This is a genomic window from Streptomyces sp. GD-15H (assembly GCF_045291515.1).
Lineage (GTDB): Bacteria > Actinomycetota > Actinomycetes > Streptomycetales > Streptomycetaceae > Streptomyces.
Window position 1 is genome coordinate 4,694,313 of the sequence record NZ_CP149447.1, and the last position, 16,134, is coordinate 4,710,446.

Annotated in this window: 15 protein-coding genes, 1 tRNA gene and 4 pseudogenes; 7 read left to right on the plus strand and 13 right to left on the minus strand. The window is 65.7% G+C overall.

All coding sequences use genetic code 11. The features are described 5' to 3' along the window. Nucleotides 1–202 precede the first annotated feature (202 nt). Nucleotides 203–283, plus strand: a tRNA-Ser gene (locus WJ438_RS22220). A gap of 141 nt (nt 284–424) precedes the next feature. Here WJ438_RS22220 and WJ438_RS22225 read toward each other — a convergent pair. The 5 genes and pseudogenes from WJ438_RS22225 to WJ438_RS22245 form a co-directional block, all read right to left on the minus strand. Beyond that, nucleotides 425–1,480, minus strand: a complete 1,056-nt coding sequence (locus tag WJ438_RS22225; RefSeq protein WP_406726788.1) for an HNH endonuclease — start codon at nt 1,478–1,480, stop codon at nt 425–427. Between the two features lie 130 nt (nt 1,481–1,610). Continuing rightward, nucleotides 1,611–3,092: a PIN-like domain-containing protein gene (locus tag WJ438_RS22230; protein WP_406726789.1), complete on the minus strand. Its 1,482-nt coding sequence runs from the start codon at nt 3,090–3,092 to the stop codon at nt 1,611–1,613. Nucleotides 3,093–3,147: 55 nt separating this feature from the next. Then, nucleotides 3,148–4,188: an LPO_1073/Vpar_1526 family protein gene (locus tag WJ438_RS22235; protein WP_406726790.1), complete on the minus strand. Its 1,041-nt coding sequence runs from the start codon at nt 4,186–4,188 to the stop codon at nt 3,148–3,150. Between the two features lie 651 nt (nt 4,189–4,839). Continuing rightward, a pseudogene (locus WJ438_RS22240) lies at nt 4,840–5,416 on the minus strand (hypothetical protein); the annotation flags it as partial. 637 nt (nt 5,417–6,053) lie between these two features. Further along, a pseudogene (locus tag WJ438_RS22245) lies at nt 6,054–6,432 on the minus strand (tyrosine-type recombinase/integrase); the annotation flags it as partial. Nucleotides 6,433–6,613: 181 nt separating this feature from the next. Here WJ438_RS22245 and WJ438_RS22250 point away from each other — a divergent pair. The 6 genes and pseudogenes from WJ438_RS22250 to WJ438_RS22275 all read left to right on the plus strand — a co-directional run bounded on the left by WJ438_RS22250 (nt 6,614) and on the right by WJ438_RS22275 (nt 11,264). Continuing rightward, nucleotides 6,614–6,799, plus strand: coding sequence for a hypothetical protein (locus WJ438_RS22250; RefSeq protein WP_406726791.1), 186 nt, complete (start codon nt 6,614–6,616; stop codon nt 6,797–6,799). 231 nt (nt 6,800–7,030) lie between these two features. Further along, entirely contained in the window at nt 7,031–8,305 is a 1,275-nt protein-coding gene (locus WJ438_RS22255) for an ISL3 family transposase (RefSeq protein ID WP_406723578.1), read from the plus strand. 112 nt (nt 8,306–8,417) lie between these two features. Next, nucleotides 8,418–8,645, plus strand: a complete 228-nt coding sequence (locus WJ438_RS22260) for a hypothetical protein (protein WP_406726792.1) — start codon at nt 8,418–8,420, stop codon at nt 8,643–8,645. Between the two features lie 6 nt (nt 8,646–8,651). Continuing rightward, entirely contained in the window at nt 8,652–9,695 is a 1,044-nt protein-coding gene (locus WJ438_RS22265; protein ID WP_406724448.1) for an IS630 family transposase, read from the plus strand. 36 nt (nt 9,696–9,731) lie between these two features. After that, nucleotides 9,732–10,166: pseudogene (locus tag WJ438_RS22270) on the plus strand (class I SAM-dependent DNA methyltransferase); the annotation flags it as partial. An 87-nt stretch (nt 10,167–10,253) separates the two neighbouring features. After that, complete coding sequence (locus tag WJ438_RS22275) at nt 10,254–11,264, plus strand: IS30 family transposase (protein ID WP_406726793.1); 1,011 nt, start codon at nt 10,254–10,256, stop codon at nt 11,262–11,264. Here the strand turns inward: WJ438_RS22275 and WJ438_RS22280 are convergent. From WJ438_RS22280 to WJ438_RS22315, 8 genes and pseudogenes are all read right to left on the minus strand, one after another. Continuing rightward, nucleotides 11,224–11,676 (minus strand): NUDIX hydrolase, encoded by a 453-nt coding sequence (locus WJ438_RS22280; protein WP_406726794.1) that lies wholly within the window; start codon nt 11,674–11,676, stop codon nt 11,224–11,226. The two genes, WJ438_RS22275 and WJ438_RS22280, sit on opposite strands and share 41 nt — an antisense overlap. Beyond that, nucleotides 11,673–12,056, minus strand: a pseudogene (locus WJ438_RS22285) (NUDIX hydrolase); the annotation flags it as partial. The pseudogene WJ438_RS22285 and the gene WJ438_RS22280, both read right to left, overlap by 4 nt. A 168-nt stretch (nt 12,057–12,224) precedes the next feature. After that, nucleotides 12,225–12,599: a hypothetical protein gene (locus WJ438_RS22290; protein ID WP_406726795.1), complete on the minus strand. Its 375-nt coding sequence runs from the start codon at nt 12,597–12,599 to the stop codon at nt 12,225–12,227. A gap of 19 nt (nt 12,600–12,618) precedes the next feature. Continuing rightward, nucleotides 12,619–13,206, minus strand: coding sequence for a class IV adenylate cyclase (locus tag WJ438_RS22295; RefSeq protein WP_406726796.1), 588 nt, complete (start codon nt 13,204–13,206; stop codon nt 12,619–12,621). 11 nt (nt 13,207–13,217) lie between these two features. Then, complete coding sequence (locus WJ438_RS22300; RefSeq protein WP_406726797.1) at nt 13,218–13,880, minus strand: class I SAM-dependent methyltransferase; 663 nt, start codon at nt 13,878–13,880, stop codon at nt 13,218–13,220. Continuing rightward, complete coding sequence (locus WJ438_RS22305) at nt 13,798–14,370, minus strand: hypothetical protein (protein WP_406726798.1); 573 nt, start codon at nt 14,368–14,370, stop codon at nt 13,798–13,800. Before WJ438_RS22305 ends, WJ438_RS22300 begins: the two co-directional genes overlap by 83 nt. Before the next feature lie 61 nt (nt 14,371–14,431). Next, on the minus strand, nt 14,432–15,334 hold the full coding sequence (locus tag WJ438_RS22310; RefSeq protein WP_406726799.1) for a radical SAM protein: 903 nt from the start codon (nt 15,332–15,334) through the stop codon (nt 14,432–14,434). Between the two features lie 106 nt (nt 15,335–15,440). Further along, the gene (locus WJ438_RS22315; protein ID WP_406726800.1) at nt 15,441–16,133 is read right to left on the minus strand and encodes an HAD family hydrolase; all 693 of its coding nucleotides are present in this window, start codon (nt 16,131–16,133) and stop codon (nt 15,441–15,443) included. Between the last annotated feature and the right edge of the window lies 1 nt (nt 16,134).

Consider the following 16,134-nt stretch of genomic DNA (forward strand, 5'->3'; position numbering starts at 1 on the left):
CCCTTATGAGCTTGCCGCGTGAAGGCTCACGACTGGCCCCTGAACGGTCATGCGGACAGTTGGAAAGCCTGCACGGCCGAAGCGACCGGCCTTGCCCCAGCCCGGCTCTACGTCATGGCCGCTAGTCGAGCGAATCTGCGGCCATCCTCCGGCCAGGCGACCGCTTGATGGACTCGCATTAGCGGGGAACACGCAGGTGATCGGCTGGTTCGGCAGCAGCGAGCAACCGGTCTTGAAAACCGTCGTGGCAGCGATGTCACCGTGGGTTCAAATCCCACCGCCTCCGCACGATGAGCACTGAGAACGGCCTCTGACCTGGGTAACTGGTCGGGGGCCGTTCTCATGCTCGGTTCTCCGTGCCTGACCGCGACTCCCCGTGGTTTCCCGCTCAATCGGGCACGGCAGGGGCACGGGCTTCGGGAGGCTACGCCTTGCCGGCGGCAGGCTCGGCGGCTTCCGTGGTCTGCTGGGCGGGGATGTGCGCCACGGCGTCCCGGCGGCTCTCGATGAGATTCCGCAGTTCCCTCGGGGTCGGCCAGGGCGCGCAGCGGTGAATCATGCGGTGGCAGTTCGCGCAGATGAGTGCGAGGTCGCTGAGCTTGGTCCGGCCCTCGCCGGCCTCGTGCAGGGGCACGACGTGGTGGCACTCGATGTAGCCGCTGCCGCGGTCGCCGTAGACCTCCTCGAAGTCGAAGCCGCATGCCTCGCAGGCCAGCGTTCCGCCTTGCCTGAGGACCGCGGCAATCTTCTTCTTCCGCAGGCCCTTGTTCCGCTCCCGGCGCCTGTGCCGGCTCATCAGCAACCGGCCTTCGGGCGCGCTGTAGTCGTCCAGGTCCTCGTCGTCGTCCAGCGGCAGTGTCTGGAGGTCTCCCGCGGTGATGCCCTGCCGGATGAGCTGGGCCACCTCGGTCATCTCGGCCGGCCGGGCCCGGAACTCGTGCAGCACCTCGACATCGAGGGCACCGCCGTTGGTGGGCTTGCCCCGGTAGTCCGGGTGGCGCGTGGCGATGTCGAAGGTCTTGCGGGCCACCCCGTTGGGATTACGGAACTTCTCGTTGCGGTCGGCCTCGGCGTGGATCGGCATGAGCTGCAGGAGGCCGGACAGCTCGACGACGCGCGGGTCGTTGGCGTCGAGCCCCTTCCACCCGCTGGCCATCACAAGGTGGCAGGCCAGGATGATCTCGTCGCGGGCCCAGTCGGGGTTCTTCACGGCTTTGACCTCGAATCCGGCTCGCTTGAGCCAGGCCGCGGCGTGGTCCTTCCCGCCGCTGAACTCCTCTGGCAGCAGCGCGCGGCCGTGGTCCCGCTTGTGAGCCGCCCCGGCGATGGCCTTCGAGTCGTACTCCCGCCCCTCGTGCAGGAGGAGATACGCGCGGGACTTGCTGAAGCGGTACTTGGCCAAAAACGCGGTCTGGCCAAGCTCGTCGTACTCGGTGATGGCCTGGAGCACGGCATCTCGTGTGATCGCACCTTTGCGCATGGTGGAAGTGTAGAGGCGACCACTGACGGCCACGAGGTGCGCATGTCCTCGGCCAGCCGCATCTCAGAGCACACACATGAAATTGGCGTATGGGAATCATTCGGCGAGTTAAGGGAGCCCCGTCAAGGCGTTAGTAGCCCCATGTGAATCCATCAGGCTGTACGATTACGTTGGCGTAATCCAGCGACAGGATCCCCTCGTCTGCGGTGGACGAGAAGAAAAGCAAAACAGCCGTCAATGGGTAAGTTGAGCTGACGTGCCCTGGTACGTCGCCATCCAGCCCGAATACCCCAGTCAACTCCGCATAGCTCCTGAAAATGTGCTCTAGTCTCGCGCTACTCTGAAGGCGGAGTCTAGTGTCCGTGGCTGACATCGTGCGGTTTCCGAGGCGGTAAGGGATAATTAGGCGCCCATCAAGAATTGGGTACTCGCTACCAGCTATGCGGGTGATCATACCGCCACGCCGAATTACTTCGTCGCAAATCTCTTCCCGCGCAAAGCTCGCCACGACACTACCGTAAACTTTCTTGTACTCGCTAGACAGCGCACCCTTTGTTGCATCCAGGGCAGTTTCGTGGGCTCTGAGCAACCGTGTCCAAATTGCGGGGATGAAGTCTTTAGGAAGGGTGTCGTTCGCGGTCCCTCGTTCCGTGGTAGCTAGGTCGCTTACCGAGCGCTCATCGACTTGCATACCGAAGACGTCATTGGCTTTGACAAGTAGTTGACTTGGCGTCAACATAAAGAAATTACTGTTGGTCCTCTTCCGAATCTCAACGCCCAGCTCCGTCCGCGGACGTGCAGAAACCTTGCCGTCCCCAGGGATCCACCAGTCATCCTTGATGTCGCCCGTGACGAGCAGCACGTCACACTGGCGCGCAGCGGCTTCGGCTATTAGTTGGATCCACAGCATGTAGTCGCCTGCGGCTTGCCTTGGCGGCTTAGACTCAAAATCTGCATATCCCGGCGGGATCTTTTCGTTGGCGCGACGTTGCGCCTCCTGTAGGGCAGTCTCGAATTCATCGGGCGGTAGCGGGCTGCCGATGCGGCCATGCAGTAGCGGTTCCAGTTCGGTCAAAACTGGATCAGTGTGAGTGTCGGATGTTCCCTCCAGGGCATCCTTTTCTGCTTGTTCTTTCACAATGACTTTAAGCTGCTCCAGGCTTTCAGACAAGGAGGACCTGGAAAATTCGATGCGTTGGCGAACCGCTTCATCGTTATTGAGATGGACATCTTTCATCCATCGGCTCAGTGCGTCGTTTGCCGACCTGGATACCTTATCCAGAGCGGAGATCGCTTCTCGCGCCTTTGTGTGATGATGCCCTCGAACGGATGGCAGATCTCGATTTCGCCAAAACTCCGTCAGTACCTGGTGGGGAATCCAAAGCTGGTGGCGAAGCCGACCCAGCACGGCGAGTGTGTCTTTCCGTGTGCGTTCGTTAGACCGGTACAGGTTAAGTAGCACATTGGTGTCGAGCGCAACCATTCCAGAGGTGAAGACGCGGGCGTAATCGTTCCGAGTTGGGGTGCGATAGGCCTCATCACAGTCAAAGATTCCGCGTTCTCTTGGGGAGAGGCTGTCCGCTTCGCCTGTTGTTTCACCTGGCATAGCCATGCTGCTCCTGGTTGCCGTAGCACTTGCCGACCTGTTCTCCCTACCCGACCGCTCCTCACGAGATCCAGATATCGAGATCAGCCGTGAAGTCGGAACCGAGGGTCTTCTTCAAGTTCGCGTGCGCGATGGCCATTCCCACAATAGATGGAATACTATTCTTGAGTACGGTGCTCTTCCAGAGCTGCATGAATTTATCCATGCCTGGCACGCTATCGACCAACTCGCGCTCGATCTCGTCCTCGGGCATAGGGTTGGCTTTCAGTAGGTTAAGCAGCTCATCCTTATCGCCTTCGAGTCCGAACTGGGGGAGCAACGCTTCGAGTTGTCGCTCCGTTGAGGAGTTGACCTGTAGTAGCTTATTGTCACGGAGGCATGGAATGATCAGCGGGCCACCCTCGTACTTTCCAACAGCAGGGAACATTTCACCGTTTAGGCCATTGCAATAGAGTCCCGGATATGTCTCCCTGAATGTAGATGGAACTTGCCTCTCGGATATCATCTCGATTCGTGTTGCGCCAGTGTCGGCGAGGTATTGGATGTCCGCATCAGAGGCTGTGAGGCCAGCCAGGAAAGGGGAAAGGTTCTTTGCGAGGCGCACGTAGAGGTCGGCAGGATTGACAGGCGCGCCGAACGTTACGGCAAGCGTGAGAAAGAGCGCCGTGATTAGCTGCACATGCCGGTAGGACAGCTTGCCAGTTGCTACGATGGCTTCCGTCAAAGCTAGCTGCTGAACGTTCCGATCCGTGGTTTCCGTGCGCTTTACCAGAATTTCCACGAGGACTTGACCCAAATCGTGGTCACCCATCTTGGCGTATGCCGACTGGGCATCCAAGAGAGCGGATTGGACTCCTGGATCCCTTGCATTCTCCAATGCGTTGGGGTGGCCATCCTGAATCTTTTTAAGATAGTTAACGGTGAACTCTTCAACGCGGTCTCGGGCTTCTTCGAACGCTGCTTGAGAAAGTGTTGAGAGCTTGCTATCTACATAGTGCGACACCACCGCCAGGACGTCGTCATATCCCAGGCCGAAATTAGCCACAGCGGCTTGGATATTCTGTGAATTGTCGCCCGAACGCTGCTTTTGCCACCATGCCATGATCTGTGATTCCTTAGAACCTGTTGCTGTCTCCGAAGTTGATATCCCCGCCTGCCTGAATATTTTTAGAGTTATCTCCGCTGCGCTGTGACTGGTGGATGGCCTCTCGCCCGGGACGGCGCGGAGACTGAATTGCGGTCCGCGTGTTAATGGCTCCCCAAGTAGAGAGCGCTAGACCCGCGAGAGCCACAAAAAGGCCAACAATCCCTGACACCTGATTAGCCTTCTCGAGGCCGATCTTTGCCAGGTAGATTCCTAGTCCCAGGCATGCCAGGCCGAACGCAGTTGCCAGCGCCCAAGCGACGATTCGTTGCAAGCGAGTCATTCGGCCATTGTTAGGGTCAGGGGCGTCGCGCGCTAGCCATTCTCGCGATCAGTGTGATTTGTTGGCATATGCGCAGTTTGGCTGCGAGATGTGTTGAAGTGCCTGCATTGGCCTTGTGGTCTGTGGCAGTGACTGACCAGTTCGGGCCGTCCCTGGGCCGTCCAAGGCTCCCCGAGGCCACCCAACGACGACCGAAAGTGACAGTCGGCCCACAGCGCTACGCAGCGAAACCGCAGGTCAGAGCGTCCCGACCAGATGGGTTTCCACCCAGGGGTGGGCGGTACGGCAAGATGGGGGTGTTTCTTGCCGGCTGAGGCACCAGGAGACAGTGGCTCGTGGCGGTGCCAGATGAGGTAGCGGTCCTCGCGGCGCAGCTCGGCCGAGCCCCATTCGATTCGCATCACGCCTTCGCTCATGGAGCACGCGTAGGCAACCAGGACGAGGCGCACGTCTTCTGGCAGGAGGCTGAGGTCGGGGTGCGTCTCCGGCTCGTCGAACTCGTCGAAGTCCAAGTCGAACGCCGGCTGCCTGAGTTTCCGGACCGTGGCGACGAATCAGATCCGCGCGGAAGCCGGTGGTGCGGCGTAACCGCGCGGCCGTGACGGGGACATCCTTCTTCGCGTAGCAATACGGATAGATCAGGTGGTCGCGAACGAGCATCAGCGTTCGGCTCTGTAGGCGCACCGGAGTGGCGTCCGAGAGTGCGGCCAGACTGGCAGCCAGTTCCTCGTACTGGGCGGCGTATAGTCCGTGTCCGTATGCCTCCAGTGTCTGGGTATGCACTCCCTCGTGGCCGCTACGCGCCCTGGCATGTGCCCGGACCAAGCTGGCTGGGATCAGCTCGACCAACTGGCCGGCCGTGTCGCCGAAGGTCTCCCGCGCCCACGCTGTCACTATCCCCATGACCTATCGCCCCTCCCCCTTATGGCGCCTGAGTGCCGAGCAGCGTTCAACGAAACCGTGCTGTGTAGGAGTGAGCACCGCAAGAGGGCATCCGGCGCGCACCGGGGCGCGTGGCTCCCAGCAGAGGTCTGCGGCGGCGAGTGAGAGGGCCCAGCGGCCGTAGTGAAGCTGGGCGAGGAGCTGGCATCAACGGCGGTGGACGGCAGCAGTCGTGACCGCTCCTCACGGCGCGGGCAGCCGTGGCAGCTCGAGCCAGTACGAGTGTCCGGACGAACTCCTAAAGCGGTGTTGAGGGGAGCCCGCTGTAAATCTGCCGACTCGGGCGGCTGTGGTCTCGGTCCTGGTCTCAATAGCCACTAGTTCCGCAACCGTCCACCGTCGTCCGATGAGGTCCGCCAACTCTTCTGAACAGGCACGGAGCACCATCCGCGGATACCCCCGGACGTCCCAGGACCAAGATCGGACAACTTGTAATGCGTAGGTCGTCGGTTCGAATCCGACAGGGGGCTCCGGAAAAGGCCAGGTCACATAGCCCGTGACCTGGCCTTTTGTGGTGCTCGGGGCATGATGCGTCCCACGGCCCGGGTACCGTGGGATGGCTTGCGTGAGCGATGCGTGAGCGGAGGAGGACTCGGCCCTACTTCCTGGGCTTCTTCTGCCGGGCCTTCTTCCTGCCCTCGGCCGGGGTCTTCTCGGCGCGCTTGGCCTTCTTCCGGGCCTTCTCCGCCTGGCGGGCGGCTTCCCTCCGCCTTCGTCTTGCGTTGGAGCGGGACCAGCTTGGCGATGGCCTCGGCGGCGCTCCTGCCGACGTGGGGGAGGACGCTCTGGTAGATGTCCCGGGTGATCCGGGTGTCGCTGTGCCCGAGGGTGTCCGACACGATCTTGACGTCGATGCCGGCGGCGAGCATGAGCGTGGCCGCGCCGTGGCGGAGGTCGTGCAGCCGGATCGGCGGAAGACCGGAAGCGGTGACGAGCCGCTCGAAGAGGTCGGTGACCTTGCCGGACTGTGGCCAGGCTCGACGGATCAAACCCTCAGCAAGGGACTGGGCGTCGGTCTGGCCCATGAGGCGGGCCTTGAGCAAGCTCTCTTCCGTGCCAAAACCCAAATTGCATGCTGCTCTCGCGTACCGCCTGCGGTAGCTAGGTTCGTTCTGTCAGAAGCTTCGTCAGAGGCTCCGGAACGAGGGGAGTTGTGGCGTGCAGTACAAGGCGCTGCTGTTTGCGTTGGTCGCCTTGGCGTCGGGGATCGTGGGGTTGCTGGCTGGCATCCTGCAGTTTGCTGACGGGGGCCAGGTGGTGGGGGCGGTTAAGAGCGGCGGAGTGGCGTTCGGCGTCGCCATGGGCCTCGGTATGGCGACCGTCACCTGGCTGAAGACGTCGTGACGGCGCAAGATGAGGCCGCCAGTCCTCTCGCGTTCAGGCGCGTGTGGCGCGCGATCGACACGTTGTCCGAAGTGGTTGCTCCGGAGACTGTGTACCAGGTCGCACTCCAGGTGATTTTCGGCTCTCCTGCCGTATGAGTGGGTGTCCTGACCTGCTCTGATACGTGAAACACGCCGTCCCCTGTGACCCTTGAGGTGTTGAGGCTCAAGTTGGATCAAGCAGGAAAACGGCGTGTCTGTCTTCAGGATATGGAAGCGGACGCTGACGGTCGACCACACGGTGATCGAAGGTGTCCGGATCGATGAGAGCGAGCGGTGCGTGATCGTGTCGGTACGGCCCGACGCGCGGCGGCGGGGGCGGTGCGGGGTGTGCCGCCGGCGGGCCCCGGGCTATGACGCGGGACGGGGCCGGCGCCGGTGGCGGGACCTCGACCACGGGGCGATGCGCGTGTTCCTGGAGGCCGCCGCACCCCGGGTGGCCTGCCGGACCCACGGGATCGTGACCGGTGCGGTGCCCTGGGCCCGCCACGACGCCGGACACACCCGTGCCTTCGACCAGCAGACCGCGTGGCTGGCCGCCGAGTGCTCCAAGTCCGCGACCGCGCAGCTGATGCGGACCTCCTGGCGCACGGTCGGCGGCATCGTGGCGCGCGTGGTCGCCGACCGCGACCGGACCGTCGACCGACTCACGGGGCTGGTCCGGATCGGGATCGACGAGATCAGCTACCGCAAGGGGCAGAAGTACATGACCGTGGTCGTGGACCACGACACCGGCCGGGTCGTCTGGATGGCCGACGGGCACGGCAAGACCGTCCTCGCCCGTTTCTTCGACAACCTCGGCGAGACGCGGGCCGCCCGCCTCACCCACATCAGCGCCGACGGCGCGCTCTGGATCGCCGAGACACTGGCCGAACGGGCCCCGGCCGCCCTGCGTGTGATGGACCCCTTTCATGTGGTGGCCTGGGCCACCGACGCCCTGGACGTCGAGCGCCGGGCCTCCTGGAACCGGGCCCGCCACCAGGCCGCCGACACCGACGGCCGCGAGCGTGCCCGGGCGCTGAAGGACTCCCGGTTCGCCCTGTGGAAGAACGAAGCCGACCTCACCGACCGCCAGGCCGCGAAGCTCGCCTGGATCGCGGCCACCGACCCCCGCCTGCACCGCGCCTGGCGCCTCAAGGAAGCTCTGCGGGCCGTGTTCTTGCTGGCCAAGACCCGTCCCACCGCCGCGTTGCAGGCCCTGGACCGGTGGATCGGCTGGGCCCGTCGCTGCCGCATCGACGCCTTCGTCGACCTCCAACGCCGCATCCGCCGCCATGACGACGCCATCCGCGCCGCCTTGACCACCGGCATGAGCAACGGGCTGATCGAGTCCACGAACACCAAGACCCGCCTCATCATCCGCCGCGGCTTCGGCTTCCACAGCGCGGACGCGATCATCGCGCTCGTGATGCTCACCCTCGCCGGCGACAAGCCCGCCCTCCCCGGCCGCCAACCCGCCACGGAGTGACCCACTCATACAGCAGGAGAGCCTGATTTTCCTTCGGGGGGTGCGAGGACCGTTCTGGTCCAGGCTCATCAGACGCTTCGGGCCTGCGGAACCGGCGCTGAGCATGGCGTGGGTGAGTACAGGAATCGACAGCGTCTTCAAGTTAGAGAGGCGCGGCGCAGGAGCTGTCGGACTGTTTGGTGAGGCGGATCGGCGGCTGGCGGCGCTGATCGCCGAGGTGGATCAGGTGCAGTCGGCAGAGCAGGCGGTCAGTCTGTTCGACGCGTGCCTCGATCGGTACTCGCACCGGTTGGGCGAGGGAGGTATTGAGCCGAAACGATCTGGTTGCCTCGCGCGTTGAGTGTGCGTGATCGAGTCGGGAGATGCGCGGCGGCTGGCGCCTGCCGCGCAGGAAGTGGTGCGGCTGCGGGTGGTGGCCGCGCTGGAGTCGGGGCGGGTACGGACGTACCGGCAGGCGGCCGAGGTGTTCGGGGTGTCGGAGCGTTCCGTGGGCACTTGGTGGCGCAAGTACCGCCGGCTGGGACGGGAATCGCTCGCGACGCCGGCCAAGTCCCGCTCCGGACCCGGCGAGTTGATCGGTGCCGAGGACCGTGTGGTGCTGTTCCAGGCGATGGCCGACTACACGCCCGAGGAACTGCTGATCGGCGGTCCGTTGTGGACCCGGGCGCTGGTCGCCGAGCTGATTCGGATGGTCGTCGGCGTCACCATGACCGAACAGGGCGTGGGCAAGTGGCTGCGCCGCCACGGGTTCACCCCGCAGCGCCCGGCCCGCCGCGCCTACCAGCAGAAGCAGGAGAAGGTGACGGCCTGGCTGAAGGAGGAGTATCCCGCCCTCGCCGAGCGCGCCCGCAGCGAGGGCGCCGTGGTGGCCTGGGCGGATCAGTGTGGGCTGCGCTCGGACACCGCCCCGCCCGGCCGATCCTGGGCACCGAAGGGCGACACCCCTGTCGTCCGGGTCAACGGCAAGCGGCTGCGCGTGAACATCATGTCCGCCATCGCCTCGCGCGGCGCCCTGTGGTTCACCGTCTTCACCGGCCGCTTCACCGCGAAGGTGTTCATCACCTTCCTGGACCGGCTCGCCCGCCAGGCCGGCCGCAAGGTCCATGTGATCGCCGACCGGCACCCGGTCCACCGCAGCAAGGCCGTGACCGCCTGGCTCGCCGACAACGCGGAGCGGATCGAACTGCACCTGATGCCCGGCTACAGCCCCGAACTCAACCCCGACGAGATCCTCAACGCAGATGTCAAACGGCACGTGCATGCCTCACGAGCCCGCTCGGTGGACGACCTCGCCCGCGAGACCCGACGCTTCCTCCATCGCCGCCAGCGCCAGCCCCACATCGTCCGCGGCTACTTCCATGCCCGCCACGTCCGCTACACCATCCAGTAGGAAACCAGACCGTTTCGGCTCAATAACTACTACACGCCTCAGTGCATCGCCCGGCTGATGGCGGGGTTGGCTGGGCCCCGAGCCGGTGAACGTGTGCTGGATCCGGTCTGTGGATCGGGAAGGCTCCTTGTGGAGGCCGCGCAGTGGGCGCGTCGTCAGTTGGACGGGAGCGGGGTACCGCTTGTCTACGGTAGGGATGTCAGTGTCGAGGCTCGTCGGGTGGCGGCGATGAACTTCGTACTCAACTCGCTGACCGGAGATCTCGGAGCCAGAGCCGTCGACAGCCTACGGGGCGGATCGACCGGGCTGGCTGCTGATGTCGTGCTCGCCAACCCACCCTTCAAGGTGCCTGGTTGGGGTCATGACGAACTCATCGGAGACCGTCGCTGGAGCCTTGGCCAGCCGTCCAAGGGGAGTGCGAACTTCGCCTGGGTTCAGCATGTCCTCAGCGAGCTCTCCCCACGGGGGTGAGCTGTCGCTTGATCTCAACCGGTCGAAGCAACTGATCTTGGTCTCGTAGGCTCGGGAGGCCCGATCCCCGACCGGAGAGCACCACCCATGAGCACGGCCTCCTCCCGTACCCCGCTGTCCCTGCTCGACCGGGAGGAGATCTCCCGGGGCCTGGCCGAGGGACTGGAACAGAAGGAGATCGCCGAGCGAATCGGCCGCAGTCCCTCGGTGGTCAGCCGGGAGATCCGCCGCCACGGCGGCCGGGAGCGATACCGTGCCGCGCACGCCAACTCCCATGCGGCCATGGCGCGTCGGCGCCCCAAGGTACGCAAGCTGGACCGGCTTCCCGGGCTGCGCCGCGAGGTCCTGGCCCGGCTGGGCCGCGGCCACTCGCCCGACCAGATCGCCGGCCGTTTGCGCCGCGAACACGGTCACCGAGACCCTGACAGGGTGATCTCCCACGAGGCCGTCTACACCTGGATCTACGCCCTTCCCACCGGCGAGCTGGCCCGGCACGGCGTCCGGCTGCGCTCCGGCCGCACCACACGCCGCCCGCGCGGCCGCGCCGGCACCCCCGGCGCCCGCATCGTCGGCATGCGCTCCATCGACGAGCGCCCCGCCGAGGCCGCCGGCCGGGCTGTGCCCGGCCACTGGGAGGGTGACCTGATCATTGGCCGGAACGGCCAGACCGCGCTGGGCACCCTGGTCGAGCGCACCAGCCGCTTCTTCCTGCCCGTCCCGCTGCTCGCCGGCAAGAACGCGGGCGCGGTCTGCGACGCCCTCATCGAGACGGTCACCGGCGTGCCCGAGATCCTGCGCAAGTCCCTCACCTGGGACCGGGGAAGTGAGATGGCCCAGCACCAACGCCTGTCCTTGGCAACCGACTTGGCCGTCTACTTCGCCCACCCGCACTCCCCGTGGGAACGCGGCACCAATGAGAACACCAACCGGCTGCTGCGCGAGTACTTCCCCAAGAGCACCGACATCGCCGGTGACCCCGCCTACCTGAAATGCGTGGCCGAAGAACTCAATGCCCGGCCCCGCCGTATCCTGGCCTACCGCACCCCCGCCGAAGTCTTCACCGAGCTGTTGACCAGCTCAGTTGCTTCCACCGACTGACACCACCCAGTGCCGCGTTTAGGTACTCCTGTACCGGCTCGAACAGCCCGTACGGCACGTACTGCGGGATCTCCTCGTGGGCGACCCAAGCCAGTTCGGCCAGCTCCTCGGTGTCCGCGACGTGGGCCGTACCGTCCAACACCTCGCAGGCGGTGTACGACATCAGCCGGCCCGCCTTCGGGTGGACCCGCTCGCCGAGCAGCTTCACAGCCGCCACGGTCAGCCCGGTCTCCTCCTGGGTCTCCCGCACAGCGGCGTCCTCGCGGGCCTCGCCGGGCTCGACCTCTCCGGCCGGGAACTGCCAGGAGAGCTGTCCCTCGCTGACCCGGCGACGCACCATCAGCACACGCCCCTCGTTCACGACGATGGCAGCGGCGATGCCCGGCCGCTCGTCCGTGTTCTGCTGCGTCACGTCTGCTCCTCCAGGACGGCCAGGACGGGTGGGAAGATCGTACCGACGGGGATGAAGTGGGGCACCGCGTTTCTGGGGACCCACATGACGTCGATGTTCTCGGCCGCGTTGCTGTTGGTGGCCTCGTCGGCCAAGTACTCGCACAGCACGCCGGCCACGGGGTGAAGCCGGTTCCCGAGGTGCTGCCGGACCGCGCAGTGAACACCCGTCTCGTCCAAGGTCTCCCGCATGGTGGTGGTCTCCGCCTTGCCTCCCGGCTTGATGACCCCAACCGGGAACTGCCACGTGATTCCAACGGCGTCGTCGTCCCGCCGGCACACCAGGAGGACATCGCTGCCGCGGACGACCACCGCGGTGGCCACCCGCAGCGCTTGCGCGTCTGGCGGCGGCGAGTCCGCTGGACCTGTTCCCTCGACAGCACAGGTAGCGGAAGCGTCGGGCCGTTCGTCGCGGACAGCGCTCCGCTGGAAGCGTGCACGGCCAAGGCCCGACCTGGTCACGGGGCTCACGCCGCGGGGGACGGCAGGCACCTGTGACCAGGGCGGGGTTTAACCTCGGCGGAGGAACCTGCTCTGGCCCCGGTGCTTGCCGGCCCTCCTGCCGGAGGTCGGCTGTCCCACCGCGGCGGCTTCGCTCGGCCGGGCGGAGCGGTCCGGTTGGTCCCTGCTGAGGAGGGACTGCCAGACCCGCTCCTGTAGCACGCGGATGCAGGGGCCGCACGCGTACATCGGCGCCTGGGCGCCGGCGACTCTGGCGGGGCCGATCCACAGGACGCGCGTCCACCGCTGCCCGCAGTAGAGCCAGCAGAATCCGTCGACCCATTCGTTGCCGTCGTCGGTGGTTGCCGGTGTGGGCAGTCCTCCGCGGGCGAACTCGGCGATTCCGGGGATCACCCTGTGCTGTAAGGCGACTTCCGTCAGCATTGCTTGTCCGCCTCCGTGATCAACGGCCTTGGGCCGTCGGGGACGCGTCCTCCTGCTTCTCGGCGTCGGAGAACAGAAGGGTGGGTTCGGCGAGGATGTCGCGGCCGGTCTCGCTCTTGTAGATCTCGTCGACGCTGCCGAACCGGGCTTCGGAGTAGTCGAGGTCTAGAAGTGCTGCGGCTTGCCGGACCAATGCCTCGTCGGGCCCTTCGATCTCCAGGAAAGTGGGCAGGTCGGGCCAGGTGTCGAAGTCGAAGGCGACCTCGCCCAGGCGCCACTCCTCGCGGTAGTTCTCCTGGTAGCGGACCTCGGTGAGGCCGACTCGACGGAGGATGTCAGCCATGGCGTGCAGGTCGGTGACCTCGGTCTCGATCTCCTTGGTGCCGTCGATCGTCGTGGCGTCGGTGACCTGCTTGAGCGTGAGCGTCGAGCGGGTGCCCTCGTCCCGAAGGCGGACCCAGGCCCCGCCGTCGAGGGAGTCGTTCTCGAAGATCTTGCGGGTGAGGAGGGTGCGGGGGAGCGCCTGGACGGCGCCGAGGGCGGTCAGCTTGACCTGGAGGCCGGCGGCGTCGACGGCCAGGAACTTCGCCTCGTACTCGTGCTTCATGGGTTCTTCTCTCAGAAGTGGTCGGTGAGAGTGGACGTTCGGGCTGCCATGAGCAGGCCCATGCGGTGGATGTGGTCGTGCAGCTGGCCGACATGGGGTCGCTCGGTGAACTCGCTCGTGCGCAGAGTGAGCAGGACCTCCCAGTCGCCGAGGAAGTGAGGGAGCAGGCGCTCGGGGGAGGTGTAGTGCTCGGTCATGTGGTGACGTCTTTCGACGGGCATCATGAACTCCGCGCCGAACACACCGCCCGGGCGGACCAGGCGTTGCATGCGGTCGACGAACTCGGCGAGCGGGCGGTGGTGGTTGGCACTGTAGTGCCACGAGCAGCTCGTCCAGACCGCCTCACACTGCAGGCCCAGAGGCTCACCGTCGAGGAAGTCGTCCTCAACGACCTGTACGCGGTCCTGGAGTTCTTCGAGCTTCAGTCGATCGATCAGGCCCAGCGCGTGTGCATGGCTGTCACCCGGGAGGCGGACATCCCCTCCGTGCAGGGCGAGCGCGTCGCGCTCGATGGCGACGACGTGGTAGCCGGTGGCGGCGAGGGGCAGGACGAACTTGCCGTCGCTGGCACCGACGACCGCGACGGTGGCGTCAGGGGCGACGTGTTCCCGCAGCGTGGCGAGGAACTGGGGGAAGAAGGTCAGGGTGTGCTCCCACAGGCTCTGTGTCTGCATGGGAGTGCGCTCCTTGCGTATCGGTGGCGGTGATCACGCGGAGGACCTCTTCGGGGCTGAGCTCCGTGGTGTCGATGCGATGCATCGGGAACGAGGCGTAGGCGTCCGTCACCCGGTCCGTGGCGGTCTCGATCAGTGCGTCCCATCGCGATGTCGGCTTGTTCCGCGAGGCGAGGCGGCGCTGCCGTTCGTCGTCAGCGCAGACGAGGTGGTAGGTGACGGGTGTCGGCAGCCAGCTCGGCAGGGTGACGCCGAGCCGGGCGCCCAGGGCCCGGTGGCTGGCGAGACACCGGGCGAAGTAGCTCTCGACGACGACCGGGACGCCGTCTTCGAGGTGGTGCTGGATCTCCTCGGCCGCGGTGAACAGTGCGGAGAGGTAGAGGCACATCCGTGCCTCGACGTTGGTCCGCTTGTCCACCGCGTGTCTGAGGGGCTGGTACAGGGCAGGCACGGTGGGGACGAGGACGGCTTCGCGGGCAGCGGCGAGCATCGGTGCGATGGTCGACTTGCCAGTGCCCCGTAAGCCTTCCAAGCTCTCGAATCGCGGGTGGTCAGGCACGGGCGTACACCACGTCCGGCACCGGGCGCGTGAGCTCGTCCGTGGCGGAGGGCCTGTGGACGATGCGGCCCGCGGCCTTCTCGTACCAGAACGCGTGGGAGTCCTTGCCCACGGCCTTGCAGGACATGGTCAGCGCACCGCGTGGGTCGGCCTCGATCCGGTCGATCTCGCGAGGTCCGCCGGACGGTGCGCAGACCTCCGGGGCGCCGTGCTCGGAGAGGTCCTCGTCGACGATCATCTCAAGGGGCAGCTCGGCCGTCGCGAGCTCTTCGCGGAGCCGGCCGCAGGCAGCCGGGTCGGTGACCAGCAACTCGGGATGGTCGGCGGCGTTGCCGACCGGACGCAGATGGTGGAGCTTGAGTTGCCGGACCCCGAGCTGCGCCAGGACGCCGGCGAGGGGGAGGACCTCGTCGATGTTCCGCGAGGTGACGGTCATGGTCGCGCCCGTCGGAACGCCGAGGTCCCGGGCGAGACTGAGCGAGTTGAGGGCGCTGCGGTAACTGCCCTGCCTGCGGATGCCGTCGTTGGTCGATCCGACGCCCTCCAGCGAGACCCTGAGCAGGTCCAGGTGCGGAGCGATCTCGGTCAGGCGCCGCTCGATCCGGTAGCCGTTGGTGCAGATCTCGACGCGCTGGCCCAGCTCCTCCTTGGCATGGCGAACCACCTGTGCGAGGTCCCGGTGGACGAACGGCTCTCCGCCGAGCAGGGTCACGGCCTGCGTGCCGTACTCGTCCCGCATCAGGGTGAGAAGACTGACGGCTTCCTCGGCGGTGAAGGCGTCGGCGTACTGAAGCCGCTTGCCGTGGAAGCAGTGCAGGCACGTGAAGTTGCAGCGGTAGAGCAGCTGCAGGTACAGCATTCGGATCTTCCTGATCCCGGTGACTTCCCCGATCACATCGGCTCCTTCAGCTGACTGGCTGTTGGGAGCCCTGATAGTGGCTTTCTGCCCGGGGACCTCGTCACCGCGTTCAGGGACGGTCCGAGGACGTCCTGGGACGTTTTCAGTGACCTGCGAAAGACTCCAGGATGCCTAGAACGTGCTTCGTGTCCGACAGGTCGGGCAGGACTTCAGCGGCGCCGGCGGCGGTCAGTTCCTCCGGCCTGTGGATGCCGGAAGCGACGGCGACGATCCCGGAGCCCGTGGTCAGGGCCGCTTCCACGTCACGAGGGGTGTCCCCCACCAGGACGGTGGGGACGCCAGCCGGAACGCCGCGAAGCCGCTGCACGCGCTCGCGGGCGACAGCGACCAGCTCAGGGCGGAGCTCGGCGTCAGCTCCGTAGGCACCCACAGGTAGGTCCAGTAGCGAGTCGAGGCCGAACGCAGCCAGCTTCACACGGGCGTTGGCGGCGATGTTGCCGGTCAGGACGGAGGAGACCCAACCGCTCTGGGCGGAGGCGGCCTTCAGCGCCTCAGGGACGCCGGGCAAGGCCGTGCCGCGCCTGCGCAGATCATCCAGCCGTGCTTCTCCCGCTTGGGCGAGCGCGGATTCGACGGAGTGCCAGTCAGGGACGGGCAGCCCGTCACGGACGAACATGTCGCGCATGATCAGTCGATCCGTACGCCCCTCGGTACGCGCCGGCTCCATAGGCTCCCGTCCCGAGAGGGCCGAGAAGGCAGCGGCGTAGATCTCCTTGCTCACCCCCGCGTTCTCGATGAGGGTGTGGTCGATGTCCCACAGGACGATGAGCTCCATG

Excerpts from the sequence above, each read along its gene's own strand:
- WJ438_RS22225 (WP_406726788.1), bottom strand. The coding sequence starts at position 1,480 with ATGCGCAAAGGTGCGATCACACGAGATGCCGTGCTCCAGGCCATCACC.
- WJ438_RS22230 (WP_406726789.1), bottom strand. The coding sequence starts at position 3,092 with ATGGCTATGCCAGGTGAAACAACAGGCGAAGCGGACAGCCTCTCCCCA.
- WJ438_RS22235 (WP_406726790.1), bottom strand. The coding sequence starts at position 4,188 with ATGGCATGGTGGCAAAAGCAGCGTTCGGGCGACAATTCACAGAATATC.
- WJ438_RS22275 (WP_406726793.1), top strand. The coding sequence starts at position 10,254 with ATGAGCACGGCCTCCTCCCGTACCCCGCTGTCCCTGCTCGACCGGGAG.
- WJ438_RS22290 (WP_406726795.1), bottom strand. The coding sequence starts at position 12,599 with ATGCTGACGGAAGTCGCCTTACAGCACAGGGTGATCCCCGGAATCGCC.
- WJ438_RS22295 (WP_406726796.1), bottom strand. The coding sequence starts at position 13,206 with ATGAAGCACGAGTACGAGGCGAAGTTCCTGGCCGTCGACGCCGCCGGC.
- WJ438_RS22300 (WP_406726797.1), bottom strand. The coding sequence starts at position 13,880 with ATGCAGACACAGAGCCTGTGGGAGCACACCCTGACCTTCTTCCCCCAG.
- WJ438_RS22305 (WP_406726798.1), bottom strand. The coding sequence starts at position 14,370 with ATGCTCGCCGCTGCCCGCGAAGCCGTCCTCGTCCCCACCGTGCCTGCC.
- WJ438_RS22315 (WP_406726800.1), bottom strand. The coding sequence starts at position 16,133 with ATGGAGCTCATCGTCCTGTGGGACATCGACCACACCCTCATCGAGAAC.